Source organism: Streptomyces sp. NPDC048484, assembly GCF_040651415.1.
Classification (GTDB): domain Bacteria; phylum Actinomycetota; class Actinomycetes; order Streptomycetales; family Streptomycetaceae; genus Streptomyces.
In genome coordinates this window covers 49,367-74,274 of sequence record NZ_JBEZJY010000013.1, presented here as the reverse complement: position 1 = coordinate 74,274, position 24,908 = coordinate 49,367, and the positions used below count along the sequence as shown (strand labels likewise).

Sequence of the window (24,908 nt, the reverse complement as noted above, 5' to 3'; positions counted from 1 at the left end):
TCCTGGTGCGGCCACGAACAGTTGCCTACCGTATAAGCGGGAGGTTGCGATGTATGTACTCAGCGTGTTCGACATCGTGGCCTCCTTACCTGTCCGTCAGCCCCCTCTGGCGAGGGGGTGCGAGAGGAGAACCCATGTCGCTGGACGTCTCACCGGCCCTACTCGAAAAGGCCGAGCGAGGCGAGGTCGACGAAGCGGAATTTGTCGACTGCGTCCGGACCTCCCTGCCCTACGCATGGGAGATGATCAGCTCGTTGGTGGCTCAGCTGAAGGTGGACGGCGGAAACTTCGCCGACAACCAGACGCCTCCGCCGGACGAGCAGGCGCGGGGCCAGCTGCTGCGTGCCCTCGCGAGTGACGCGATACGAGGTGCGCTGCAACGGCACTTCGGGGTGCGCCTGGCCTTCCAGAACTGCCACCGGGTGGCAGTGTTCCCGCTGGAGAGCTCGGTGGACGACACCCTGACCCGCTTCACGTCGGTGCGCAGCCAACTGCTGAACCAGTCCCCGGAGTTCCGGGATTGCTGACGCGGTGACGCCGCACGGCTTGCCGCTCCGTACGCGGGAGGTGTTCCTGTACGGGAGCGGCAGGTTTTCCGCGGCTCGGGCCTCGCGGGCCCGGGCCGCGGATCGGGTCGGTAGGCCGGTCCGTCGCGCCCGCTCGGTCGGGGCGCGGGCCGGCTCACCGGAGCCGTGGCAGTACCTCGCCCCCCAGTCGCCGTACGTTCTCCTCCGTGGCCGCCAGGTCGCCCGAGCCCTCCACGAGGAGGGCGAAGCGGGTGATCCCGGTGCGCTCGGAGGTCGCCGCGAGGCGGTCCGCGCACAGGCGCGGGGTGCCCACCGGGTGGAGCCCGCAGAGGAGTTCGGTGTAGGCCAGCGGATCGCGCATCGAGCGCTTGCGGTCGTCCACCGTCACATGCGCGTCGAGCCCCTGCTTCAGCCACCCCGGCATGGCCTTCTGGAGTGATTCGACCGCGTCCGTGCGGCGGTCCGCGATCTGCGCGACTCCGGCCGACACATGGGCGGCGTCGGCGCCCGCGATCTCGTCGGGGGAGTGCCCCGCGGCGCGCGCGTGCCCCCGCCACAGGGCGACCATCTCGGCTTTCTCCTCGTCCCCCACATGCATGCCGAGAAGCATCGGCAGTCCGCGCTCGGCGGCCATCCTGACGCTCGCCGGTGAGGTACAGGCGACGATGACCTCGGGGCTCTCACCGCCCGACAGAGCCTCCGACGGCCGTGGCACGACGGGGACTTCGCGGAAGTCGAAGCGCTCGGAGCAGCCCGCCACAGACGGCCGGCGCAGCCAGCGCACCAGCAGATCGAGTGATTCCGGGAACCCCTTCTCGTACGCCTCAAGGCCCGTCCCGAAGACCTCCAGGTCGACCCAGGGGCCGCCACGCCCCACCCCGAGCGAGAAACGCCCGCCCGACGTCACGTGCAGCAGCGCGGCCTGCTCGCCGAGCGCCACCGGGTGCACGGTGGGCAGCACGCTGACCGCCGTGCCCACGCGGATACGACGGGTGCGGCCGAGCAGTAACGCCGCGAGCGTGACGGCCGACGGACACGTCCCGTACGGCACGAAGTGGTGCTCGGCCAGCCACACCGCGTCGAGCCCGGCCTCCTCGGCGACCTCGGCCGACCGCACCGCGCGGTGCAGCGCCTCGCCCTGGCCCTGACCGGGAAACTGGGCCGCCAGAACAAAACTTCCTACGCGCATCGCACTCCTGCCTCCTTGTGCCGACGCGGCTCCCCCACATCGCATAACCGTCTGACACGTGCCAAGGACACGGCTTGGCGGGGAGATTGGCGGATTGTCTGCAGAATGAGCCGGCTGTACGGGAGATCTGTGGGAATGAGTGACGGACGCGTACCCCCGGGCGCCCCGCGTAGGCTGAACACAGTCCGTGTTCCCTGTATAGCTCCGTGAGGTGCCCTGTGTCCCCGCGTCGCAACCGCCCCCAGGCCGATCGCTCCGCCCGCAGCGCGGACGAGGATCCGTCCGGCCGGTACGGCGGCTGGCAGTCCTTGGAGAGATGGCAGGGCGAGTCCTGGAGCGTACGGCACGTGGCGGGCGCGAGCGCGCAGGGCAAGACGTACCGCTGCCCCGGCTGTGACCAGCTGATTCCCTCCGGTGTTCCGCACGTGGTGGCCTGGCCCGAGCACTCCGGGGTGGACGAGCGCCGCCACTGGCACAAGGCGTGCTGGAACGCGAAGGACCGCCGCACCACGCGGGTGCAGCGGTCCCGGAACGCGCCGAGGTTCTGAACCCCGGCCGAAGCCCCTACGTCCGATTACACGTCGCGCCGCTCAAGGAGTGCGTACGCGCCCGCGATCGCCACCGCGGTCACACAGGCGAGCAGGAGGAGCTGCGGGCCGCCGTTCTCGTTGACGGAGTCGATCTGGAAGATCTTGGCGAGCGCGTTCGGAGCGTTGTAGTCCAGCATCTTCTCGCCGATCGAGCGCAGGCTGTCGGAGATCATCAGGAACGCGGGCAGGATCGCCGGGACAAGCACCAGACCGAGCATCGCGGTGATCGCGCCCGCGGAGTGCCGCAGCATCGAGCCCATGGCGAGCGCGAGCACGCCGAGCAGCGACACGTAGAGCGCGCCCATCAGGACGGTCCCGCCCCACTCGTTGTCCGATGCCCCGCCGTGCATGCCCGAGGTGATCAGGCCGACGAACCCGATGGCGAGGGCCGACACGACGAACGCGACGGCGAAGAAGATCAGCAGCTTGGCGGTGAGCACCCGGTGGCGCTGGGGCGAGGCCGTGAACGTCGTACGGATCATGCCTGTGCCGTACTCGGACGAGATCACCAGCACACCCAGGGTGATCAGGCAGATCTGCCCGAGGATCAGCCCGAAGAAGGCGGGGACCGAATACGGGATGTCCTGGTAGTCCCTGTCGTTGGTCTGCGTGGCGACGAGGAGGCCGATCCCCACGACCAGGAGCAGGAAGACGCCGAGCGTCCACATCGTGGAACGCAGCGACTTGATCTTCGTCCACTCCGAGGTGAGCGCATGCCCGAGGTGGGTGCGCGTGATCGGAATCGGCGAGTTGTACGAAGGCCCGGGCGCCGGCTGCCAGTTCGGGGCAGGGGCGTCCTGCTGGTGCGTCTGCGGCTGGGGCGTACTCATCGGGCGTCCTCGGGCTTGGTCAGGTCGGAGGCGGCGGACGGCTGCACGGGGGCGGCTGCGGGCTGTACGGGAGGGGGCTGTACCGGCTGGGCGTACGGGTTGGGCTCGCCGGCGCCCGGGGCGCCGTAGGGGCCCGCCGGCGGCTGTCCCTGGGACATCGCGAACGGCTGCCCGCCCTGCTGGGGCGGCGGCGGCGCGTACCAGCCCGGCTGACCCTGTCCCGGCACCGGCATCTGCTGCGGCGGCATCGCGCCCGGCGGCAGCTCCGGCTGGAAGCCCGAGAGCTGGTCCGTGGTGGAGCGGTAGTCAACGGCGCCCTGCGTCATCCGCATGTACGCCTCCTCCAGCGAGGCCTGGTGCGGCGAGAGCTCCCACAGGCGTACGTCCGCGTCGTGCGCGAGGTCGCTGATGCGGGGCAGCGGCAGACCGGTGACACGCAGCCCGCCGTCCTGCTCCGGCATCACCTGACCGCCCGCCTCCGTGAGCGCGGCCGTCAGCTTCTCGCGCTGGTGGGGCTCGGTGGCGGGCGTGCGCACCCGCGCGAAGTCGGCGGAGTTGTGCGAGATGAAGTCGCGCACGCTCATGTCGGCGAGCAGCTGACCGCGGCCGATCACGATGAGGTGGTCGGCGGTGACGGCCATCTCGCTCATGAGGTGCGAGGAGACGAAGACCGTACGGCCCTCCGCGGCCAGGGACTTCATCAGGTTCCGCACCCAGAGGATGCCCTCGGGGTCGAGGCCGTTGACCGGTTCGTCGAAGAGCAGCACCTGCGGGTCGCCGAGCAGCGCGGCCGCGATGCCGAGCCGCTGGCCCATCCCGAGCGAGAAGCCCTTGGAGCGCTTTTTCGCCACGTCCTGGAGCCCCACGACACCCAGCACCTCGTCCACCCGGCGGGCGGGGATGCCCGACAGCTGCGCCAGGCACAGCAGGTGGTTGCGGGCGTGCCGGCCGCCGTGCACGGCCTTGGCGTCGAGCAGCGCGCCGACCTGGCGGGGGGCGTTGGGCAGCCTGCGGTACGGGTAGCCGCCGATCGTCACCTGCCCGGCGCTGGGGTTGTCGAGCCCGAGGATCATCCGCATGGTGGTCGACTTGCCCGACCCGTTGGGACCGAGGAAGCCGGTGACGGAGCCCGGCCTGACCTGGAAGGAAAGGTTGTGCACGGCCGTCTTGTCGCCGTAGCGCTTCGTCAGGCCGACTGCCTCGATCATTCTCCGCACCCATCGAAAGCTTCAGGACGTCGGGGCACACGCCCCCGTAAGGGTTAGGAGGATAGCGGGGCGCTGACGGTTCCCCTCAAGACCGGGTAAAAAATCTCGGGTCACCACACCTGGTACTCCAGACGCCGTCCTCCATTCGCAGTACTAGGCGTCCCGCCTCTTCAGCAGCACATAGCCGCCGGCGACCGCGAGGACCACCCACAGCGCCATGATCCCCAGGCCGCCCCAGGGCCCGTACGGTACGTCGTCGTCGAGAGGGGTGACCACCTGCATGATCCTGCTGCCCGCCTGGTCGGGCAGGTACTGGCCGACCTTCTTGGTCGCCGAGACGTTACCGAGGATGGCGGAGATCAGGAAGAAGAACGGCATCAGGATGCCGAGGGAGAGCATCGGGCTGCGGAGCATCGTGGCGACGCCCATCGAGAAGACGGCGATGAGGGTCATGTAGAGGCCGCCTCCGACGACCGCGCGCAGGACGCCCGGGTCGCCGATCGACGCCCGGTGCGAACCGAGCATCGCCTGGCCGAGGAAGAAGGTGACGAAACTGGTGACGAGGGCCACGAGGAAGGCGAGCCCGGTCGCCACCGCCATCTTGCTGAACAGGAACGTGCCGCGCTGCGGGACGGCGGAGAGCGAGGTGCGGATCATGCCGGTGCTGTACTCGTTGGACACCACGAGGACGCCGAACACGATCATCGCCAGCTGGCCGAGGCTCATCCCCGCGAAGCTGATGAAGGTGGGGTCGAAGGAGATCCGGTCCTTCGTGCTCATCTTGTCGAACTCGTTCTTGGACAGCAGCGAGATCAGCACACCGAGCACGACGGTCACCACGGCGGCGAGACTCAGCGTCCACACCGTGGACGCCACCGACCGGATCTTGGTCCACTCGGACCGGAGGACCTGGGTCGCGGCCATGGATTCAGCCCTTCTTCCAGTCGTTGCCCCACTGAGGCCCGGGCTGAGGTCCGGGCTGGGGTCCCGGCTGAGTTCCTGGCCCCGGCCCCGGCCCCGGCTGTTCCCCGGGCGGGGGAGGGGCCGCGGCGGCGGGCGGGAGGCCGGCGGGTGGCGGGTCGGCGTGTGCGTGGTACTCCACCGACTCCGCCGTGAGCTGCATGAAGGCATCCTCCAGCGAGGCCTGTTGCGGGCTCAGCTCGTGCAGCACGATCCGGTGCTGCGCGGCCAGCTCGCCGATGTCCTGCGGCCGCCGGCCGTCCACCTCCAGCGTCCCGCCGCCCGTCTCGACCACCATGATCCCGGCCCTGTGCAGCACGTCGAGCAGCAGCTCGCGCTGCGGCGACCGGATCCGTACGTACGACCGGGAGTTCTCCCGGATGAAGTCGGCCATGGACGTGTCGGCGAGCAGCCGGCCCTGGCCGATCACGACGAGGTGGTCGGCCGTCAGGGCCATCTCGCTCATCAGGTGCGAGGAGACGAAGACGGTACGGCCCTGGGCGGCGAGGGATTTCATCAGGTTCCGGATCCAGTGGATGCCCTCGGGGTCGAGCCCGTTGACGGGCTCGTCGAACATCAGGATGCGGGGGTCGCCGAGCAGTGCGCCCGCGATGCCGAGCCGCTGGCCCATGCCGAGCGAGAAGCCTTTGGCCTTCTTCTTCGCCACGGCCGTGAGACCGACGGTGTCGAGAACCTCGTGCACCCGGCTCCGCGGGATGCCGTTGCTCTGCGCGAGGCACAGGAGGTGGTTGAAGGCGCTGCGGCCGCCGTGCATGGCCTTGGCGTCGAGGAGGCCACCGATGTACTTGAGGGGATCCGTGAGGCGGTCGTAGTGCTGCCCGTCGATCCGGACGTCACCCGCGGTCGGCCGGTCGAGCCCGAGCATCATCCGCATCGTCGTGGACTTCCCGGCGCCGTTCGGACCCAGGAACCCGGTGACGATCCCGGGCCGTACGGCGAACGTCAGATGGTTCACCGCCATCTTCTCGCCGTACCGCTTGGTCAGCCCCTCAAGCTCGATCATGAGCCCACGCTAGAACGCGACAAAGCCCCCTGCCACTGGAGTGGCAGGGGGCGCCCCGTCAGGGGTGCGGGGCTGTGTCGATATGCGGCTCCGCCGCGCGGGCGCGACCAGCCACAACCCCTTCAGGGAGTGCGGGGAACCACGGGACCAGCCACAACCGGCCCGAAGATCCTCACACCCCCAACCCGTACCCGTACGTACCGGGACAGCGCCTACCGGGTCTGCTGAGCCGGCACCCCACGAGTGATCGGCTCGTCCTCGGGCGCCCCGGCGGCGGCCACAGCCGCACCGGTGAGCGTCGCCAGCATCTCGCGCACGTTCGTCAACTGGGCGTTGATCGAGTCGCGACGGTTCGTGAGAGCCGCCAGCTCGCGCTCGGATTCCGAACGGATCCGGTCCGCCTTGGCGTTCGCGTCGGCCACGATGTCCTCGGCCTGACGCTGAGCCGTCTCCACCGTCTGACGGGCGCGGCGCTCGGCGTCCGTACGCAGCTTCTCGGCCTCCAGGCGGAGCTGCTCCGCGCGGTGCTCGATCTCCGCGAGACGCTTCTCGGCCTTGGCCTGACGCGAGGCCAGATCACGCTCGGACTGCTCACGGCGCTTGGCGAGGTTCGTCTCGAAGTCGGCGGCGGCCTGCGCGGCCTTCGCACGGGTCTCCTCGAAGAGGGCATCCGCCTCCTCACGCTTCGACTGCGCGTCCTTTGTCGCCTCCTGGCGCAGCTGGGAGGCGTCGGACTTGGCCTTCTCGACGATCCGGACGCCTTCGTCCTCGGCCTTGGTCCTGCGGTCCGCGGAGAACGACTCCGCGTCGTTGCGCACTTGCTGGGCGGCCGACTCGGCGAGCTCGCGGTGCTGCTCCGCCGCTCGACGGGCCTCCTCGCGCAGGTCCTTGGCCTCCTCCTCGGCGAGGCGGAGGATCTTCTCGACGCGGGCGCCGAGGCCGGCGTACGACGGCTCGGCGTCGCTTACCTGGGCCTGGGCGTTCTGCGTTTCGAGATGGAGTTCCTCGATGCGCTTCTCGAGAGCAGTGATACGGGCCAGAGCGCTGTCACGGTCGGAGACGAGCTTCGAAATGCGTTCGTCCACCTGAGCGCGGTCGTACCCACGCCGCACAAGCTCGAAGCCGTAGGGGGAATTGTCGCTCATGGGGTTCCTGTCGAATGGAGACCGGTGAGGTGATAGATGGAATCCTAGAGGCCAAGACGGTGTGTCATCGAGCAGTAGCACGATTGATATGGAGAATGACAACCTTTTTGGTGGCCGACGGCCGGTGCACCTGCCGGAGAGCTCGGTGAAGCCCTCCTGCGAGCACAGAAGTTGTTCACTTGGCTAGCCCTCCGACGGCTTGCCACCCGAACGAGTCGAACCGACCGCAGCGCCCGCCTTGACGCCTCCGTCCTTGCCGCTCGACGGGGCCTCAAAAGATTCCAACGCCTCCAGGACGTCCTGGACACGGGAGATTTCGGCATTGATGTCCTCGCGGCGACGGACCAGCAACTCCAGCTCCCGCTTGCCCTCCTCGACCGCGGCCCGCGCCTCGCGCACCGCCTCGGACCTGATCCCCTCGGCCTCGGCGATGAGCGCGGCCTTCTTCTGCTCGGCCTCCTTGAGCAGACCCTCCGCCTTCTTCACGGCGGCGATACGGACCTTGCTCGCCTCGGAGTTGGCCTCCGACACCAGGTCCTTGGCCTTCGCCTCGGCTTCCTTCAGCTGGTCCTCGGCCGCCCTGATCAGCGCGTCGCACCGATCGCCCGCCGCCTTCATCGTCTCGGCGGACTCCCGGCGGGCCCGATCGTGCAGCTCCTCGATCTCGCCGGTGATCCGGTCGCGCAGCTCCTCGGCCCGCTCCCTTATGGCCGTCGCGTCCCGGCGCGCGCCGACCAGCAGCTCGTCCGCGTCGGTCCTGGCCCGCTCCACCAGCGTATTGCCCTCGACCGTCGCCTCGGAGAACAGCCGCTCCGCCTCGCTGCGCGCCGCGCCCACCATCGTGTCGGCCTGGGCCTCGGCGTCCGCGGTGGTCTTGTGCGCGTTCTGCTGCGACTCGGAGAGCAGCTTGTCGGCCTCGGCCGTCGTCTCCGTGATCAGCTTGTCGACCTGCTCGGCCGCCTCGGAGCGCCGTTTGTTGGCTTCCTTGCGCGCCTTGTCCAGCGTGTCGTCGGCCTCGTCGCGGGCGTTCGACATGAGGCGGTCGGCCTCCGCGGCGGCCTCGGTCTTGACGCGCTGTGCCTCCGACCGGATCCGCTCGGCCTGCTGCTGCGCGGCGCCGACCGTGTCGGCCGCCTCGGCGCGCAGCCGCTCCGCGTCGCCCGTCGCGTCCGAGATCAGCTTCTCGGCCTTCGCCACGGACTCGGCGCGAACCCGCTCCGCCTCCTGGTTCGTCTCCGCGCTGAGCCGCTCCACCTCGGCTGTCGTCTCGGTGATGAGGGTGTCCGCCTGGGTCGCCGCGTCCGACCGGATGCGGTTGGCGTCCTCCCGTGCCTCGGCCCGGGAACGCGAGGCGTCCTGCTCGGCCGACGCGATGGCGTCCGAAGCCTCCGTACGCGCCCGCTGGAGGTACTCCGAGGCGTCCGACCGCAACCGCTCGGACTCGGTGATCGCCTCTGAAACCGTGCGCTCCGCCAGGGACTTGGCGGCCTCCGCCTCCCCCTGAGCCTCGCGCCGGATCCGGTTGCCGTCCTCGGCCGCCCGCTCCCGCTCCGCGTGCGCGTCGGCGCGGACCCGGTCGGCCTCCTGCTGCGCCTCCTCACGCATGCGCCCCGCCACGTGCTCGGCGGCACTGCGCAGGCCCGTGATCTCTTCCTGGGCCTGCTCGTGCAGCCCGGCCACGGAGTCGCGTACCTGCTGCGCGGTCTGCTCGGCGGCTGACACCATCTCGGTCGCCCGGCGGTCCGCCTCCTCGACCAGCCGTACGGCCTCGGTCTGGGCCTCCTCCACGCGGTTGCGCGCCGAGGCCAGCAGCTCCTCGCTCTGCTCGCGCGCCCGCTCGCGCTCCTGGTCGGCCTCCTGGCGCGCGGCGCCGAGAAGTTCCTCGGCCTCGCGACGGCGCCGGGCCGCCTCCTCCTGCGCCGCGGACAGCGCCTCGGCGGCCTCCGTGGCGAGCCGCTCGGCGGCGGCCTGCGCCTCCGTCCGTACGCGGTCGGCGGTGTCCTGTGCCTCCGACTTCAGCCGCTCTGCCTCAGCGGCGGCCTCCGACCGCAGCCGTACGGCGACGTTCTCGCCCTCGGCACGGGAGGTGGACGCGTCCGCGGCGGCCTCCGTGCGCAGCCGCTCGGCCTCCGTCTCGGCCTGCGCCTGGAGCGTACGGATCCGCTCGGCGGCCTCCGTGCGCAGCCGGTCGATCTCCTCCGCGGCCTCGCGGCGGATCCGCTCGGCCTCCCCGCGGGCGTCGGTCAACGCCTCCTCGGCGGAGGCGACGCGCTCCTCGGCCTCCGTGTGCAGCCGGGCCAGCCCCTCGGCTGCCTCGGCCTGCCGGGCCGCTATGGCGCGCTCGGTCTCCTCGTGCAGTTCGCCGGCGGCCCGCTCGGCGTCCGCCTTGATCTCCTCGGACCGCTCGACGGCCTCCGTCCGGTGCCGCTCGGCCTCCGTGCGGGTGCGCTCCAGGGTCTCCTCGGCCTGACGGCGCAGCGTCGTCGCGCGCTCGATGGCCTCGGTGCGGACCCGCTGGCTCTCCGTCGTGGCGTTGGACCGCAGCTCGTCCGCGTCGGCCTTCGCCTTGGAGAGCAGCTCCTCGGCGGTCCTGGCCGCCTCCTCGATCTGCTGGACGGCCTCACGCCGGGCCTCGGAGCGGATCTTCTCGCCCTCGGCGTTGGCGTCCGCGCGCAACTGCTCGGCGTCGCCGCGCAGCCGGCGCGCCTCCTCCTGCAGCTCGACCGTCTTGGCGCGGTACTCCTTGGTGTCGTCCTTCGCCGTGCCCTTGAGCTGCTCGGCGATGTCGTGCGCCTCGGCGCGCAGCCGGTCCGCCTCGGCCTCCGCCTCGGCGCGGATCCGCTCGGCCTCCTCGGCCGCGGCCTTGGTGGTCGTCTTGGCGTCCTCGGACGCCTTGTTCAGCACGTCCTCGGCTGTACGGGCCGCCTTGGCGAGCTGGGACGCGGTCTCCTCGGCGGTGAGACTGCGGGCGTTCTCCTCGGCCTCCGCGGTGATCTTCTCGGCCTTGGCGCGGGCGTCCGCGACGACCTGCTCGGCCTCGGCCCTGGTGGTCTCGGCCTCCTTGACGGCCTCGCCGACCAGCCGGGCGACCTGCTCCTTGGCCGTACGCGTGCGCTGTTCGTTCACCGACTCGGCGCCGGTCAGCGCCTTGGACGCCGTCTCCTTCGCCTCGGCGAGAACCTTCTCCGCCTCGGCCCGCGCCTCGCGCAGTGCCGCTTCGGCCTCGTTGATGCGCTGCTCGGCGGCGCGACTCAGCTCGCTGGCCTGGCGGCGGGCGCTGTCCGAGTCGGACGCGGTCGAACTGCGCAACTGCTCCGCGTGGTCGGTGGCCTCCTGGGCCTGCGCCGACGCCGCGTTCAGCAGCCGCTCGGCATCGGTGCGGGCCCGGCGCAGCAGCGCCTCGGCCTCCACACGCGCCTGCTCGGCGTCGCTCTGCAGCCGCTGGCGGGCCTCCGCGGCGACCCGCTCGGCCTCCGTGCGGGCGGCGGCCAGGGACTGCTCGGCCTCAGCGCGCGACTCGTCGACGAGCCGACGGGCCTGCTGCTCGCTGCGGGCCCGCAGCTGCTCGGCCCACGCCACGTTCTCGTTGACGTGCGACTCGACGCTCTGCCGGCGCTCGGACAGCTCCTGGTCCAGCTGCTGACGGCGGGCGACCGCCTCCTGGTGCAGCTCCGCCTGCAGGCGGGCGGCCTGCTCGGCGTGCTCCTGGAGGATCCGCTGCGTCTGCGCGCGGGCCTGGCTCAGCTCCCGCTCGGCGTCCTGACGCAACTGGTCGGCCTGGATCTGCGCATTACGGAGCATCTGCTCGGCCTGATAGCCGATGTCGGCGCTGTCGTAGGCAGGCCGGGTCGCCAGACTGCGGCGCGCCTCGTGCAGCTTGGCGCGCAGCACCTCGACCTGATAGCCGAGGTCCTCGGCGTGCTGGACGGCCTTCTCCCGCTCGGTCTTCAGCCGTTCCATCTCGGCCTCGAACCGAGAGAGGTGGTCGACGTCAGCCGCCGGCTCTCGCTCCTGGCGTTCGTAGCCCCGCACTGCGCGGTCCCATCCGTCCCCTGGTCGCAAGTCTCTCCAAACGAGCACCGTCCATTCGCCGGACGGGGCCCCCGGGGAATGGTGTCAGATCAACGGCGGAGCACGGGCTGCTGCCCCGACGCTCATCCCCCGAAACCTGGACCCCGGCCCTCGGATCCTGACGATGAGGACCCGGACCGCCCCGAAGAAGCGACGGCCGTGCCCAACCCTACCGGCCCAGATATACGGAGGTCAGTGCTCAGGTGACTCAACTGGCGCCGAAGTGACCAGTTCTGTCAGGACGCCATGGCAATCTTTCGGGTGCAGAAAGGTGATCCTGGAGCCCATCGAACCCCTGCGTGGCTCGTCGTACAGCACTCGTACGCCCTTTTCCCGGATGCCGTCCGCGTCCGTGTCGACGTCCGCCGTGCCGAAGGCGATGTGATGTACGCCCTCCCCGTTCTTGGCCAGCCACTTTCCGACGGCCGAGTCCTCGCGGGTGGGTTCCAGGAGCTGGAGGTAGGAGGCGCCGCCGTCGGACGTCTCGTTGATCTTGAGCATGGCCTCGCGGACGCCCTGCTCCTCGTTGACCTCGCAGTGGTGCACTTCGAAGCCGTACGTGGCCCGGTAGAACTCGACGGTCGCGTCGAGGTCGAAACAGGCGATCCCGATGTGGTCGATTCGCGTCAGCATGCTGTCAGTGCAGCGCTCCTTCGACGCTTGCGCAACGTGCGCGCGATCACACCACGGCCCGGATGACGGCTGGGCTACCGCTCAGTACCTTCTTAGTAAACCCTCATCCGGGGGGAGTCCCCCCGAGCCCCCCGACTCGTTCACTCCTCAGCTGTGCAAGCTGGAAGGGGATCGCTCCTCATGTCTGGAACGAACAACACCACCTCCGTCATCGTCGCGGGTGCACGCACCCCGATGGGGCGGCTGCTCGGCTCTCTGAAGTCCTTCTCGGGAGCCGACCTCGGTGGATTCGCGATCAAGGCCGCCCTCGACCGTGCGGGAATCGGTGGCGACCAGGTGCAGTACGTGATCATGGGGCAGGTGCTCCAGGCCGGGGCGGGGCAGATCCCGGCACGTCAGGCCGCGGTCAAGGCCGGCATCCCGATGAGCGTCCCGGCGCTCACGATCAACAAGGTGTGTCTTTCGGGCCTCGACGCCATCGCGCTCGCCGACCAGTTGATCCGCGCCGGTGAGTTCGACGTGGTGGTCGCCGGCGGCCAGGAGTCGATGACCAACGCGCCCCACCTGCTGCCCAAGTCCCGCGAGGGCTACAAGTACGGCGCGATCGAGATGCTCGACGCGATGGCGCACGACGGGCTGACCGACGCCTTCGAGAACGTCGCCATGGGCGAGTCGACCGAGAAGCACAACACGCGGCTCGGCATCCTGCGCCCCGAGCAGGACGAGATCGCCGCGCGGTCGCACCAGCGGGCCGCCGCGGCGCAGAAGAACGGCACCTTCGAGGCGGAGATCACGCCCGTCGAGATCCCGCAGCGCAAGGGCGAGGCCGTCGTCTTCAGCCAGGACGAGGGCATTCGCGCGGAGACGACCTCCGAGTCCCTCGGCAAGCTGCGGCCCGCGTTCGCGAAGGACGGGACGATCACGGCGGGCTCGGCCTCGCAGATCTCCGACGGGGCGGCCGCCGTGGTCGTCATGAGCAAGGCCAGGGCCCAGGAGCTCGGCCTCGACTGGATCGCGGAGATCGGCGCCCACGGAAACGTCGCAGGACCGGACAACTCTTTGCAGTCGCAGCCGTCGAACGCCATCCAGCACGCGCTGAAGAAGGAGGGCATCGGCGTCGAAGATCTTGATCTGATCGAGATCAACGAGGCCTTCGCGGCCGTCGCGGTCCAGTCAATGAAGGATCTCGGGGTGTCCACGGAAAAGGTGAACGTCAACGGCGGTGCCATCGCCCTGGGCCACCCGATCGGCATGTCCGGCGCCCGGCTCGTCCTGCACCTCGCCCTCGAACTGAAGCGGCGCGGCGGTGGCGTGGGCGCGGCCGCGCTGTGCGGTGGCGGCGGACAGGGTGACGCGCTGATCGTGCGGGTACCCAAGAGCTGACACGCATGTTTTCACGCGTGTGCCGACGTGTGCCCGCGTTGCCCCTCTAGTGCTGGTGCCCGTCGCGGCACCGGCTGGTGAACGGAGCTGTGATGGAGGACGTCGCCTCGCTGGTGGCCGCGGCCAGGGAGGGCCGGCCGCGGGCCGTGGCCCGGCTGATCTCCCTGGTGGAGGGGGCGTCCCCGCAGCTCCGTGAGGTCATGGCCGCGCTGGCCCCGCTCGCGGGCGGCGCGTACGTCGTGGGGCTCACGGGGTCACCCGGCGTCGGCAAGTCGACGTCCACGTCGGCGCTGGTGGCCGCCTACCGGCGGCAGGGCAAGCGGGTCGGCGTACTCGCCGTCGACCCGTCGTCGCCGTTCTCCGGCGGGGCCCTGCTCGGTGACCGCGTCCGGATGTCGGACCACGCGTCGGACCCGGGCGTCTACATCCGGTCGATGGCCACCCGCGGGCACCTCGGTGGGCTCGCCTGGGCGGCGCCGCAGGCCATCCGGGTCCTTGACGCGGCCGGCTGCGACGTGGTGCTCGTCGAGACCGTGGGCGTCGGCCAGTCCGAGGTCGAGATCGCCTCACAGGCGGACACGTCGGTGGTGCTGCTCGCGCCCGGGATGGGCGACGGGATCCAGGCGGCCAAGGCCGGAATCCTGGAGATCGGGGACGTGTACGTGGTCAACAAGGCCGACCGGGACGGGGCCGACGCGACGGCCCGCGAGTTGAACCACATGCTGGGGCTCGGCGAGTCCCGGGGGCCGGGGGACTGGCGGCCGCCCATCGTGAAGACGGTGGCCGCGCGCGGGGAGGGCATCGACGAGGTCGTCGAGGCGCTGGAGAAGCACCGGGCGTGGATGGAGGAGCGGGGGGTGCTCGCGGAGCGACGGCTCGCGCGGGCCTCGCGGGAGGTCGAGACGATCGCCGTCACGGCGTTGCGGGAGCGGATCGGCGACCTGCACGGGGACCGGCGGTTGAGCGCGCTCGCCGACCGGATCGTGTCCGGCGACCTTGACCCGTACCGGGCGGCGGACTCCTTGGTGGAGGGCTTGACGCAGGGCTGAGCCCGGGGGCGAAAGAAACACCTGTCGGCTCCAGCCCAGCCCTGCTACCTTGACGCCCATGTTCCTCCTCTTGGCATAGGGCCCGCCCAGGCCCGCGACCGGCAGCGCACCAGGCGCGGCCGCCGCGGCACACAGGCGTCCCTGTAGCCCGGCGCCCGTAGAGGCGCCCTCTCCCTGAGGAACTCTTCGCATGTCTGCGTCTTCAACGCGGCCTTCGTACGCCGCGGTACTGCGCATGCCCCACGCCGCCCGCACCTTCACCGCCGCCCTCGTCGGCCGGCTGTCGTACGGAATGGTCTCGCTGGCCGTGATGCTGGCGGTGAGCCGGGCCACCGGCTCGTACGCCGCGGCCGGAGTCGTCGTGGCGCTCTTCGGCGCCGCGAGCGTGTTTCTGTCGCCCCTGCGGGCGGCCCTGGTCGACCGGCACGGTCCGCGCCGCGCGCTGCTGCCGATGGCCGCGCTCTACGCGGGCCTGCTCGGCACACTCGCCGCGGCGACATGGCGCCCCGGCGCACCCGCGGCGCTCCTGGGCGTGGTCGCCGGCGCGGCGGGCGCGTGCACTCCGCCCCTCGGCCCCACCATGCGGGCCGTCTGGGGCGAACTCGTCACCGACCGCAGGCTCTTGCAGCGCGCCTACAGCCTGGACGGGGTCGCCGAGGAACTGCTGTTCGTCTCGGGTCCGCTGCTGGTGGGAGTGGTCGTACGGTTCGCGCCCCCGGCTGCGGGGGTCGCCGTCAGCGCACTGCTGGTGGGCATCGGAACCCTGGCGTTCGTCACCTCACCCGTGGTGAAGAGCGTCGCCGTACGGTCCTCACGTGTCCGGGTGGGGATGCGGGTGCGGGTGCGGATCGGGCGCGGGATCGTCCAGCCCGTCGTCGTGGCCGCGGGTGTCGGGCTCTCGCTCGGCGCCGTCGACCTTCTCGTGCTGGCCTTCGCCGAACAGCGAGGCCACGGGGACGACACCGTGGCGTGGATCTTCGCCGCGCTGTCGGCCGGGAGCGCCGTGGGCGGGCTGCTGTACGGCGCGGTCGAGTGGCGCGCCGGAGCCCGGGTGCGGCTGCCGGCGCTGATGGCGGGCCTCGGTCTCGCCCTGGCCGCTGCCGGGCTCGCCCCGGGCCTCGCCGCGCTCACCGGCGCCGTTGTGTGTGCCGGGTTCTTCGTCGCCCCGGCGCTGACCACCGCGTATCTCGTGGCCGACGAGTCCGCCGCTCCGGGCGCACGGGTCCAGGCCGGTGCCTGGGTCAACACCGCGGTGAACGCGGGTACCTCGACGGGAGCGGCGGCCGCGGGAGTGCTGGTGGGCCGTCTGCCCCTGGGGGCGGGATTCGCCCTGGCCGGCGGGGTGGCGCTGCTCGTGGCCGCAGCCGTCGGAGTGGGGACCCGGTATACCCGGGCACTGCCGCAGGAGCAGGAGCAGGAGCAGGAGCAGGAAGCCGGCGCGGCGGAACCGGACCGCGAACGCCGGTAAGGGCACCCGATGCCGGGTGCCCTTACCTGTGGTGCCTGTGGTGCCTGTGAGGGAGGAGGAAACGTCAGTCGTTCGAGCGGTCCGCCGTGATCTTGCCGGAGTCGGGGTTGACCCTCCAGTCGCTGCCGGTGCCGTTCGCGGCGGTGGTGTCGACCTCCCAGGCCTTGTCCGTGCTCTCCTCGTCGAGGTCGACGGAGGTCACCGTGCCCTTGGCGGCGCCGGCCTTCGCGGCCTCGGCGGCGGTCACGGAGCTGCCCTTCAGAGCGGCACGGATCTGCGCGGTCTCGGCGGCGTCGTCACCGTCGTCGTCCCGGTCGACGTGGGAGCCGACGACCTTGCCGGTGGCGGGGTCGACCTGGACACTGTGCCAGGCGCCGCCATTGGTGAGGATGTCCACGTCCCAGACGTGCTTCGTGCCCTCGTCGTCCAGGTCGGCCGAGACCGCCGTGCCGTCCGTGTTCTTCAGCGCCGCCTTGATCGCGTCGGCGGCGTCGACCTTCGCGACCTTGGCGTCGGCGGCGTTCTCGGCCTTGTCCTCGGCGTCCTCGCCGGTGTCCGTTGCGCCCTTGTCCTCGGCCGCGTCGGCCTTGTCCTCCGCCTTGTCGTCGGCGTCGTTGTCGTCGTTGTCGTCGTCCGAGTTGTTCACATTGGCGTCGTCGTCACGGCCGGTGTCGTCGTTCGACACCTGCACGTTGGACTTCTTCGCCGGCGCCTCTTCGTCACCCGAGACCGCGATGGCGGTCGCGGTGCCGCCGCCGATCAGGGCTGCGGCCGTGATGGTGGCGATGACGATGTTGCGCTTCATGGGATTCCTCCAGAATGCGACTGGTTGCAACCAGTAACGGATGGTGTCGCCGGTTGCAGCTGGCTTGTGTGCCTCGTCTGCTGTTCGACAGGAACCAATGTGGCCGACCGACGCTGAAGCGGACCTGAAGCCTCCTGAAGGCTTCTTCAGGTTCGGTTTGCGACTCTTGGCCCATGCGCCTGTTGATCGTGGAGGACGAAAAGCGGCTCGCCCTGTCGCTTGCCAAGGGCCTGATGGCCGAGGGATACGCCGTGGACGTGGTCCACGACGGCCTGGAGGGGTTGCACATGGCCGGCGAGGGCTCGTACGACCTGGTCATCCTCGACATCATGCTGCCCGGGATGAACGGCTACCGCGTGTGCGGCTCCCTGCGCGCCGCGGGACACGACGTGCCGATCCTGATGCTCACCGCCAAGGACGGCGAGTACGACGAGGCCGAGGGCCTCGACACGGGCGCCGACGACTATCTGACCAAGCCGTTCTCGTACGTCGTCCTCGTCGCCCGGGTGAAGGCGCTGCTGCGGCGGCGCGGCCCGTCGGGCGGAGCCTCACCCGTGTACGAGGTCGGGAACCTGAAGGTCGACACCGCGGCCCGGCGCGTGTTCCTCGCGGACGACGAGATCACCCTGACCACCAAAGAGTTCTCCGTCCTTGAGCAGCTCGCCGTGCGGACCGGGGAGGTCGTGTCGAAGGGCGACATCCTGGAGCACGTCTGGGACTTCGCGTACGAGGGAGACCCGAACATCGTCGAGGTCTACATCAGCACCCTGCGCCGCAAGCTCGGCCCGGAGCTCATCAGGACGGTACGCGGGGCCGGATACAGACTGGAGGTACGGGCATGAGGCGGCGCATGCGATCGGTACGGGCTCGCGCCACGCTCGCCGCGACCCTCGTCGTCGCCATAGCCCTGGTCGCAGCGGGCGCCGCCGTGCTGCTCGCGCTGCGGGCCAGCCTCATCGACCAGGCGGACACCGAGGCCGACTCGGTGGCCCGCAACGCCGCCTCGGCGCTGTCGAACGGGTTCGCGTACAACGATCTCGACCTGCCGGACGGCGACGAGAACCCCGTCGAGGTCCTGGACCGGAAGGGGAAGGCCGTCGCCTTCGGCGAGGACGTCGAGGGCATGAGCGTGGCCGCCAAAGCCTCGGACCGGCTGAACTCCATCGCCAATGACGACGCCGGCGACAAGGACGAGGGGATGGTGGACGAGGAGGACGCTCTCGGCGCCGGCGACATCGCCGACGAGACCTGGTACGGCCAGGGCACCGCGACCGTCGAAGGGGAGACGAGCGACTACCGGTTCGCCGGGGTCGACGTGGTCACGAAGGGGGGTGTCCCGCTCACCGTCTACGCGGGCGCTCCGCTCTCCGCCGAACAGGGCGCCGTCAGCACGGCGTTGACGGCCATGCTGATCGGCCTGCCCCTGCTGCTGGTGACGGTCAGCGGGGTGACGTACGTCGTCACCAGGCGGGCCCTGCGCCCCGTGGAGGGGATCCGTGCCGAGATGGCCGCCATCACGGCCGCCGAGGACCTCTCGCGGCGCGTTCCCGAGCCCGGCACCCACGACGAGGTCGCCCGCCTCGCCCGTACGACGAACGAGACGCTCGCCGCCCTGGAGGCCTCCGTGGAGCGGCAGCGCGCGTTCGTCGCCGACGCCTCGCACGAGCTGCGCAGCCCCATCGCCTCACTGCGAACCCAGCTCGAAGTGGGCGCCGCGCACCCGGAGCTGCTCGATGTGGAGGGCGCCGTCGAGGACACCGTACGACTGCAGCGGCTCGCCGCCGACCTGCTGCTGCTCGCCCGGCTGGACGCGGGGGAGCGGTCGACGGACGTGCGCGTCGATCTGGCCGCACTCGTCCGTACGGAGGCCGGACAGCGAGCCGGGGACCGGGTCGAGGTGTCCGTGGACGCGGATGTGGACGGTAACGTCGTGGAAGTGAGCGGATCGCGCGGGCAGCTGGCGCGGGTGCTCGGCAATCTGCTGGACAACGCGCAGCGGCACACGAGGTCGTCGGTCACCGTGACCGTCCGGCGCGCGGGGGAGTGGGTTCTCCTGGAGGTCGCGGACGACGGCGCGGGAGTGCCCGCCGCCGAGCGCGAGCGGGTCTTCGAGCGGTTCGTACGGCTCGACGAGGCCCGTACCCGCGACGACGGCGGAGCCGGTCTGGGCCTCGCCATCGCCCGCGATGTGGCCGTGCGACACGGCGGATCACTCACCGTCCGGGAGGCGCCGGCAGGCGGAGCCCTGTTCGAACTCCGCCTGCCCGCCGCCTAGTCGGCTCAGGGAAGCGGGTGGCGGTACGTCACGGACGCCCCCGCTGCCCCCGGAGGTGCTCCGCGATCGGGGTCAGGGATTTGTGGAGTTCCTCCAGTGCCTCCGGCGAGAGGAGGTCCATGAAGTGCCGCCGCACGGACCCCACATGGTGGGGCGCGACCTTCTGCATCGTCTCCATGCCGTGGTCCGTGAGCACGGCGAACAGCCCGCGGCGGTCGGACTCGCAGTTCTCGCGCCTGACCAGGTCCGCGCTCTCCATGCGGGTGATCTGGTGCGAGAGGCGGCTCTTGGACTGGAGGGTGGCGGACGCGAGATCGCTCATCCGCATGCGTACGCCCTCCGACTCGGAGAGGTTCACCAGGATCTCGTAGTCGTTCATCGTCAACCCGAACGGCTGGAGGTCCCTCTCAAGCTGATACGTCAACAGCCTGTTGACCTCCAGGTGGGTGCGCCAGGCGCACTGCTCCGCATCGGTCAGCCAGCGGGTGGCCGTCTCGGTCTCCATAAATCAAGTCTACCTAAAATGTTGAAAGGCGAACTAGTGAGGGTGGCGTGACGGCGCGCACACGTTCGACGTCACACTCCGCAGACTACCGCTCACAGCCCGAAGCGACGCTGGAGGTCCCCCAGCTGTCCGGGAAGACGCGGTGTACCGCCTTGCTGTCCCTGGTGGCCGGGTACCCCACCGCCGCCGGGTACCCCCGGTTCGTTCGGGACCGCGCCCGTGGCCTGCTCGGCCATCAGGGCCTCGCTGGACTGCAGCAGCACGGTGCCGGCCCCCACGAACTCGAACTGGTGCTCCTCGCCGGAGGCCCCGCCGAGGCCCGTCATCGCACGTAGACCGCCCATCAGGCCCGTCATGTAACCGTGGTCGTAGTGGTGGCACGGGGAGGGGCAGTCGGCCCAGCCCACCAGGGCCTGCGGGTCGACCCGGATCGGGGGTTCCATGAACACCACGGGGCCGTTCGAGGCGGCGACGAACTTGCCCGTTCCGATCAGCGTCAGAAAGCCCGGCACGATCGACTGCTTGAGCGCGAGAGTTGGCTGAAAAGCGAGGAGGTTGCCTGAGCGAATGGTCAGGTTGCCCTCCTCCAGGTCGAACGAGTTCACGTCGAAGGCCCGGTCGGCGAGGAGCATCTTGCCCGAGCCGGAGGCCACCACCCAGTCGCTCGCGTGCAACGGCGAATGGAACGACGTGCGCACGAGACGGTCCAGGCGGCCGTGTCCGATGCCGTTGAACTCCATCGAGCCGTAGTAGGCGATCATCTTGCCCTTCTGCAGGAACCACTCGCTCCCTTTGAGCTCCACGCAGAAGGTGTACGCGTTCACGTTGTCGTCGACCGGCAGGGTCGCCGGGTCGTGGATCGCGGGGCCGCCGCCCGGGTAGGTGGTCACAGCTTCTCCTCCGACGCCTGCACGTACACCGCGCCACTGCCGCTCAGCTCCAGCTGGAAGGCCTCGCCCGAGCCGCGGCCCACCAGATCGCGCAGACCGAGCGCGCTGGACAGCTTGTTGCGTACGTCCCCGTGATGGGCGACGTACGCCTGCGGGTCCACATGCACCGGGCGCTGCGGGCTGATCGGGACCTCGATGACTCCGCCGTGCGCCATGACGGCGACGGCCCCCTGACCCTTGAGGGTCGTGGTGAACAGCCCCTGCCCCGTCACCTGGCCGCGCACCATGCCCATGACCCCGCCCTGCGAACCCATGAACATCGTGCCCTGCTGCAGCGTGCCGTCGAAGGCCAGGAGCCGGTCCGCCTCCACATACAGGGTCTCGCCTGTGAGGTTGATCACCTGGATGTGGTGGCCGCCGTGCCCGAACAGGACCGTGCCCGAGCCCTCCACGGTCATCAGCGGAGTCGCCTCGCCGGCGGCCCGGCGGCCGATCATCGACATGACCCCGCCCTGGCCGCCCTGCGTGTTGGGGGTGAAGGACACCTCGCCCTTGTAGGCGAGCATCGCGCCGCGCTGGCTGAACAGCCGTTGTCCCGGCGCCACCGTGGCCTCGACCATCTTCGAGTTGATCTCGCGGAAGGGCATGTCACACGTCTCCCGCGATCGAGTTGCGCTCACTGGGCTGCACGTAGACGACTCCGTCACCCTCGAAGCGGATCTGGAAGGCCTCGCCGCCGCCCTCACCCATGAAGGTGCGGAACGTCACGCCGGACTGGAAGGACTGCCGCAGATCGCCCTGATGGGCGATGTACGCGCCCGGGTCGACGGTGAGCGGATACTGCGAGCTGACCCGCAGGATCACCGCCGGGCCGTCCGACATGATCGCCGCCTGGCCGCGCCCCTCGACGGTCGTCGTGAAGAGCCCGTTGCCCTGCGAGGCACCCCTGAGCCCCGTGAAGGACGTGCCCGTACGCAGCCCCGAGTCGGTCGCGAGCAGATTGCTCGACTCGACGAAGAGCTTGTCGCCCTGGAGGTTCACCAGGTTGATCTCACTGGCGCGGTCGGCGAACCAGCACGTCCCCTGCCCCTTCACCTCCATGAGGGTCATCTGCTCGCCGGTGATCCGGCGCGTCACCATGCCGCGGACGCCTTCGCCGCCGCCGCTGAGTTTCTTGAAGGCCATCTGCCCGTCGTACGCGACCATGGAGCCGTTCTTCGCCTTCACGGCGTCACCGGTCATGTCGACGGCCAGCACCTTGCTGCCTTGGAGTCGGAACATCGCCACGGAGTGACGGTAGCGGGCGGAAAGTCCCACCAACAGGTCTTACGGGTGGAGAGCGACCCGGACCGCTCCCTCAGGGGGCTCAATGCCACAATGGGCAAACGTTTGTGCCCCCATTCACAAAGCGTCTGGCCGCCAGGCGTCCGCATCCGGCGTCGACGCCTCTCCCACCGAAGGTGACCCGTGGACATCAAGACCGCCTCCGCCCTCCGCCGCCTCCGCCTGGTCTCCGCCCCGGAGGCCGTCTCGTTCCTGCTGCTGCTCGTCTGCTCGGTGCTGAAGCGGACCACGGACTTCAACGCGGTGCCGGTGATGGGCATGGTCCACGGCGTCCTCTTCATCCTGTACCTGATCTTCTGGGCGGACGCCTGGAACCGTGCCAAGTGGAGCCTGAAGACCGCGGCCCTCTACTTCGTCCTCTCCGTGCTGCCGACCGGCGGTTTCTTCGCCGAGCGCAAGCTCAAGCGTGAGGCCGAGAGCGCGGTCATCGCGTCCCGCGCCCGCAACGAGGGGATCGTCAACGCATGATCGTCGCCTTCTCCGTGACGCCGCTGGGGGTCGGTGAGGACGTGGGGGAGTACGTGGCCGATGCCGTGCGTGTCGTCCGTGAGTCCGGGCTGCCGAACCGCACGGACGCGATGTTCACGTCCGTGGAGGGGGAGTGGGACGAAGTGATGGACGTCGTCCGGCGGGCCGTGGCCGCGGTCGAGGCGCGGGCGCCGCGGGTCTCTCTCGTCCTGAAGGCGGACATCCGGCCGGGGGTCACCGACGGCCTGACGTCCAAGGTGTCGACGGTGGAGCGCCACCTGTCGGGCTGACGCCCGCTCTCCCGCTCCCGTCCGTCCGGGCCCCCGCCCGTCCCCGCTCTCACCGTCCCGGCTCCCAGTCGACCCGGCTCCCGCCGTCCGTGTTCGCAGTGCGGGCCCGTGGGGGCTGGTCGCGCAGTTCCCCGCGCCCCTAAAAGACTGCGCAGTTCCCCGCGCCCCTGAAGGGCCGCGCCCCCTCCAAGACGCGCCCCGTGCGGGCGCGCCCCGTAAGGGGCGCGGGGAACGGCGCGCTCAGCCACAGACTTCCCGCACCGGACCGCTCAGGGGCGCTGGAGCTTTTCAGGGGCGCGGGGAACTGCGCGGCCAGCCCCGATGTGCCCGCACCCGGCAGGCGGGCCGCCAGACGCACTCTTCGCCAACCGCCGGAGGCACACCCGCCTGGACCCTCTCCGTTCGACACGCCGAGTAAAAGACACTTTTGTGTTGATATCGGCTTGTTCGATCACTGGAGGGCGCTGTGCGTTCGGAGGGCTACGACTACGACACCCACAGCAGGTTGGCCGGACCGCTCGCGGAGCCGTCCGGCTCGGCCTACCGGGTGCAGTACACCAAACTCCTGTCGAGCGAACCGCACCGAATACGAGCTGTCCTGCTCATGACGCTCGCCCCGCTGCTCACGGGACTTCTCCTCGTCTACCTGGTGTGGCCCAGCCACTGGGTGTCCCGCGAGGGCGGCGCCCGCTGGCTGATCGGGCTCGACATCACGATGCTCGTGGCGATAGGCCTGATCGAGCTGTTCATGGTCGTCAACGTGGCGTCCATCGCCCACGCGACGATGGTCGCCAGGGACCCGGTCCCCGTCGCCCCCGAGAAGGGAACGCGGGTCGCCTTCCTGACCACGTACGTCCCCGGCAAGGAACCTCTCTCAATGGTCCGGGCCACCCTCGAAGGCGCCGTCCGCGTCACCCACACCGGCCTGCTCGACGTATGGCTCCTCGACGAGGGCGACGACGTACAGGCCAAGGCCCTCTGCGAAGAACTCGGCGTACGCCACTTCACCCGCCACGGAGTCCCCGAGTGGAACAGGGCCAAGGGCGTCCACCGGGCCCGTACGAAGCACGGAAACTACAACGCGTGGATCGCGATGCACGGCGGCGAGTACGACTACTTCGCCTCCGTCGACACGGACCACGTCCCGCTTCCGGAGTTCCTGGAACGGATGATGGGCTACTTCCGTGACCCGGACGTCGCCTTCGTCGTCGGCCCGCAGGTCTACGGCAACTACACCACTCCCGTCACCAAGGCGGCCGAGTCCCAGCAGTTCCTCTTCCACGCCCTGATCCAGCGCGCCGGCAACCGCTACCGCGCGCCCATGTTCGTCGGCACCAACAACGTCGTACGGGTCGCGGCCGTGAAGCAGATCGGCGGCCTGTACGACTCCATCACCGAGGACATGGCGACCGGCTTCGAACTGCACCGGCACAAGAACCCGAGGACGGGCCACCACTGGCAGTCCGTCTACACCCCGGACGTACTCGCCGTCGGCGAGGGCCCCGCCTCCTGGACGGACTTCTTCACCCAGCAGCTGCGGTGGTCGCGCGGCACGTACGAGACGCTGTTCAAGCAGTACTGGAAGGCACCTTTCACGATGCCGCCCGGACGGCTCTTCTCGTACACGCTGATGCTCGTCTACTACCCGATGACGGCCGTCAACTGGCTGCTGGGCATCCTGAGCTGCGTCCTGTTCCTGTGGTTCGGCGCGTCCGGCACACAGGTCTCCGCCTCCATGTGGCTGATGCTCTACAGCGACGCCGCCGCCCTCCAGGTCGGCCTCTACCTGTGGAACCGGCGCCACAACGTCTCCCCGCACGAGCCGGAGGGCTCCGGCGGCCTGGCCGGCATGGCGATGTCGGCCCTCTCCGCGCCGATCTATCTCAAATCCCTGGGCGCGGCGCTGCTGCGCCGTCCCAGCCGCTTCGTCGTCACCCCCAAGGGCGACGACACCAGCCCCGACCGCGTGCTGACCTTCCGTATCCACCTCTCCTGGGCAGCGGTCCTGGCGTCGTCACTGGTCGCGTCGTTCGTGCTCGGCCACACCCACGCGGCCATGCGCACCTGGGCGGTCCTCGCGCTGGGCATATCCCTCGCCCCGGTGGCGGTGTGGGCCGCCACCCGGGCCCGGGCGAGCGAGGTGGAGCGCCGCGCCGCGCCGACCGTCCCCGTCCGGATCACCGAAGCCGAGCCCGCCCCGGCGCTCGCGGGTAGCGGCACGGTCTCCAGCAGTACGACAGGAGGTAGCTAGGCC

Annotated in this window: 23 protein-coding genes; 10 read left to right on the top strand and 13 right to left on the bottom strand. The window is 70.3% G+C overall.

The features are described 5' to 3' along the window. Positions 1-134 precede the first annotated feature (134 nt). Positions 135-527: an SCO5389 family protein gene (locus tag AB0D14_RS15285; protein WP_362778710.1), complete on the top strand. Its 393-nt coding sequence runs from the start codon at positions 135-137 to the stop codon at positions 525-527. Between the two features lie 154 nt (positions 528-681). Here the strand turns inward: AB0D14_RS15285 and AB0D14_RS15280 are convergent, their stop codons facing one another. Then, positions 682-1,716 carry an LLM class flavin-dependent oxidoreductase gene (locus AB0D14_RS15280; protein ID WP_362778708.1) on the bottom strand — a complete coding sequence of 345 codons (1,035 nt, stop codon included), beginning with the start codon at positions 1,714-1,716 and terminating at the stop codon, positions 682-684. 218 nt (positions 1,717-1,934) lie between these two features. Here AB0D14_RS15280 and AB0D14_RS15275 point away from each other — a divergent pair, with 218 nt between their 5' ends. Next, positions 1,935-2,264 (top strand): ATP/GTP-binding protein, encoded by a 330-nt coding sequence (locus AB0D14_RS15275; RefSeq protein WP_362778705.1) that lies wholly within the window; start codon positions 1,935-1,937, stop codon positions 2,262-2,264. Positions 2,265-2,290: 26 nt separating this feature from the next. On the opposite strand, the gene AB0D14_RS15270 is transcribed toward AB0D14_RS15275, so the two are convergent. The 7 genes from AB0D14_RS15270 to mce form a co-directional block, all read right to left on the bottom strand. Beyond that, a complete protein-coding gene (locus AB0D14_RS15270) occupies positions 2,291-3,136 on the bottom strand; it encodes an ABC transporter permease (RefSeq protein ID WP_362778704.1) in 846 nt (281 codons plus the stop codon). Further along, entirely contained in the window at positions 3,133-4,344 is a 1,212-nt protein-coding gene (locus tag AB0D14_RS15265) for an ABC transporter ATP-binding protein (RefSeq protein ID WP_362778702.1), read from the bottom strand. Before AB0D14_RS15265 ends, AB0D14_RS15270 begins: the two co-directional genes overlap by 4 nt. A gap of 153 nt (positions 4,345-4,497) precedes the next feature. Continuing rightward, entirely contained in the window at positions 4,498-5,268 is a 771-nt protein-coding gene (locus tag AB0D14_RS15260; RefSeq protein WP_362778700.1) for an ABC transporter permease, read from the bottom strand. Positions 5,269-5,272: 4 nt separating this feature from the next. Continuing rightward, positions 5,273-6,328 carry an ABC transporter ATP-binding protein gene (locus AB0D14_RS15255; RefSeq protein ID WP_362778698.1) on the bottom strand — a complete coding sequence of 352 codons (1,056 nt, stop codon included), beginning with the start codon at positions 6,326-6,328 and terminating at the stop codon, positions 5,273-5,275. A 212-nt stretch (positions 6,329-6,540) separates the two neighbouring features. Further along, complete coding sequence (locus AB0D14_RS15250; RefSeq protein ID WP_362778696.1) at positions 6,541-7,473, bottom strand: cellulose-binding protein; 933 nt, start codon at positions 7,471-7,473, stop codon at positions 6,541-6,543. Positions 7,474-7,656: 183 nt separating this feature from the next. After that, a complete protein-coding gene (gene scy / locus AB0D14_RS15245; protein ID WP_362778693.1) occupies positions 7,657-11,505 on the bottom strand; it encodes a polarized growth protein Scy in 3,849 nt (1,282 codons plus the stop codon). 231 nt (positions 11,506-11,736) lie between these two features. Continuing rightward, positions 11,737-12,177 carry a methylmalonyl-CoA epimerase gene (gene mce / locus AB0D14_RS15240; protein ID WP_362778690.1) on the bottom strand — a complete coding sequence of 147 codons (441 nt, stop codon included), beginning with the start codon at positions 12,175-12,177 and terminating at the stop codon, positions 11,737-11,739. A 180-nt stretch (positions 12,178-12,357) separates the two neighbouring features. Here mce and AB0D14_RS15235 point away from each other — a divergent pair, with 180 nt between their 5' ends. The 3 genes from AB0D14_RS15235 to AB0D14_RS15225 all read left to right on the top strand — a co-directional run bounded on the left by AB0D14_RS15235 (position 12,358) and on the right by AB0D14_RS15225 (position 16,077). After that, positions 12,358-13,560 (top strand): acetyl-CoA C-acetyltransferase, encoded by a 1,203-nt coding sequence (locus AB0D14_RS15235; RefSeq protein WP_362778689.1) that lies wholly within the window; start codon positions 12,358-12,360, stop codon positions 13,558-13,560. 92 nt (positions 13,561-13,652) lie between these two features. Then, positions 13,653-14,609, top strand: a complete 957-nt coding sequence (gene meaB / locus AB0D14_RS15230) for a methylmalonyl Co-A mutase-associated GTPase MeaB (protein ID WP_362778686.1) — start codon at positions 13,653-13,655, stop codon at positions 14,607-14,609. A gap of 190 nt (positions 14,610-14,799) precedes the next feature. Continuing rightward, on the top strand, positions 14,800-16,077 hold the full coding sequence (locus AB0D14_RS15225) for an MFS transporter (protein WP_362778683.1): 1,278 nt from the start codon (positions 14,800-14,802) through the stop codon (positions 16,075-16,077). 64 nt (positions 16,078-16,141) lie between these two features. Here AB0D14_RS15225 and AB0D14_RS15220 read toward each other — a convergent pair whose 3' ends face one another. After that, positions 16,142-16,882 carry a PepSY domain-containing protein gene (locus tag AB0D14_RS15220; RefSeq protein WP_362778681.1) on the bottom strand — a complete coding sequence of 247 codons (741 nt, stop codon included), beginning with the start codon at positions 16,880-16,882 and terminating at the stop codon, positions 16,142-16,144. 173 nt (positions 16,883-17,055) lie between these two features. Here AB0D14_RS15220 and AB0D14_RS15215 point away from each other — a divergent pair, with 173 nt between their 5' ends. Both AB0D14_RS15215 and AB0D14_RS15210 read left to right on the top strand, forming a co-directional pair. Next, a complete protein-coding gene (locus AB0D14_RS15215; RefSeq protein WP_362778679.1) occupies positions 17,056-17,724 on the top strand; it encodes a response regulator transcription factor in 669 nt (222 codons plus the stop codon). Then, the gene (locus tag AB0D14_RS15210; protein ID WP_362778676.1) at positions 17,721-19,157 is read left to right on the top strand and encodes a HAMP domain-containing sensor histidine kinase; all 1,437 of its coding nucleotides are present in this window, start codon (positions 17,721-17,723) and stop codon (positions 19,155-19,157) included. Before AB0D14_RS15215 ends, AB0D14_RS15210 begins: the two co-directional genes overlap by 4 nt. Positions 19,158-19,185: 28 nt before the next feature. On the opposite strand, the gene AB0D14_RS15205 is transcribed toward AB0D14_RS15210, so the two are convergent. The 4 genes from AB0D14_RS15205 to AB0D14_RS15190 form a co-directional block, all read right to left on the bottom strand. After that, complete coding sequence (locus tag AB0D14_RS15205) at positions 19,186-19,662, bottom strand: MarR family transcriptional regulator (RefSeq protein ID WP_362778674.1); 477 nt, start codon at positions 19,660-19,662, stop codon at positions 19,186-19,188. A 92-nt stretch (positions 19,663-19,754) separates the two neighbouring features. Further along, a complete protein-coding gene (locus AB0D14_RS15200; RefSeq protein WP_362778671.1) occupies positions 19,755-20,552 on the bottom strand; it encodes an AIM24 family protein in 798 nt (265 codons plus the stop codon). Continuing rightward, positions 20,549-21,199: an AIM24 family protein gene (locus AB0D14_RS15195; RefSeq protein ID WP_362778669.1), complete on the bottom strand. Its 651-nt coding sequence runs from the start codon at positions 21,197-21,199 to the stop codon at positions 20,549-20,551. Before AB0D14_RS15195 ends, AB0D14_RS15200 begins: the two co-directional genes overlap by 4 nt. 1 nt (position 21,200) lies before the next feature. Beyond that, positions 21,201-21,833, bottom strand: a complete 633-nt coding sequence (locus AB0D14_RS15190) for an AIM24 family protein (RefSeq protein ID WP_362778964.1) — start codon at positions 21,831-21,833, stop codon at positions 21,201-21,203. Positions 21,834-22,019: 186 nt separating this feature from the next. Between AB0D14_RS15190 and AB0D14_RS15185 the strand changes: the two genes are divergently transcribed. The 3 genes from AB0D14_RS15185 (at position 22,020) to AB0D14_RS15175 (ending at position 24,905) form a co-directional block, all read left to right on the top strand. After that, on the top strand, positions 22,020-22,364 hold the full coding sequence (locus AB0D14_RS15185; protein WP_362778668.1) for a DUF3817 domain-containing protein: 345 nt from the start codon (positions 22,020-22,022) through the stop codon (positions 22,362-22,364). Beyond that, complete coding sequence (locus tag AB0D14_RS15180; RefSeq protein ID WP_362778666.1) at positions 22,361-22,654, top strand: MTH1187 family thiamine-binding protein; 294 nt, start codon at positions 22,361-22,363, stop codon at positions 22,652-22,654. The genes AB0D14_RS15185 and AB0D14_RS15180 overlap by 4 nt, the downstream gene beginning before the upstream one ends. A 466-nt stretch (positions 22,655-23,120) precedes the next feature. Continuing rightward, entirely contained in the window at positions 23,121-24,905 is a 1,785-nt protein-coding gene (locus AB0D14_RS15175) for a glycosyltransferase family 2 protein (protein ID WP_362778665.1), read from the top strand. Positions 24,906-24,908 lie beyond the last annotated feature (3 nt).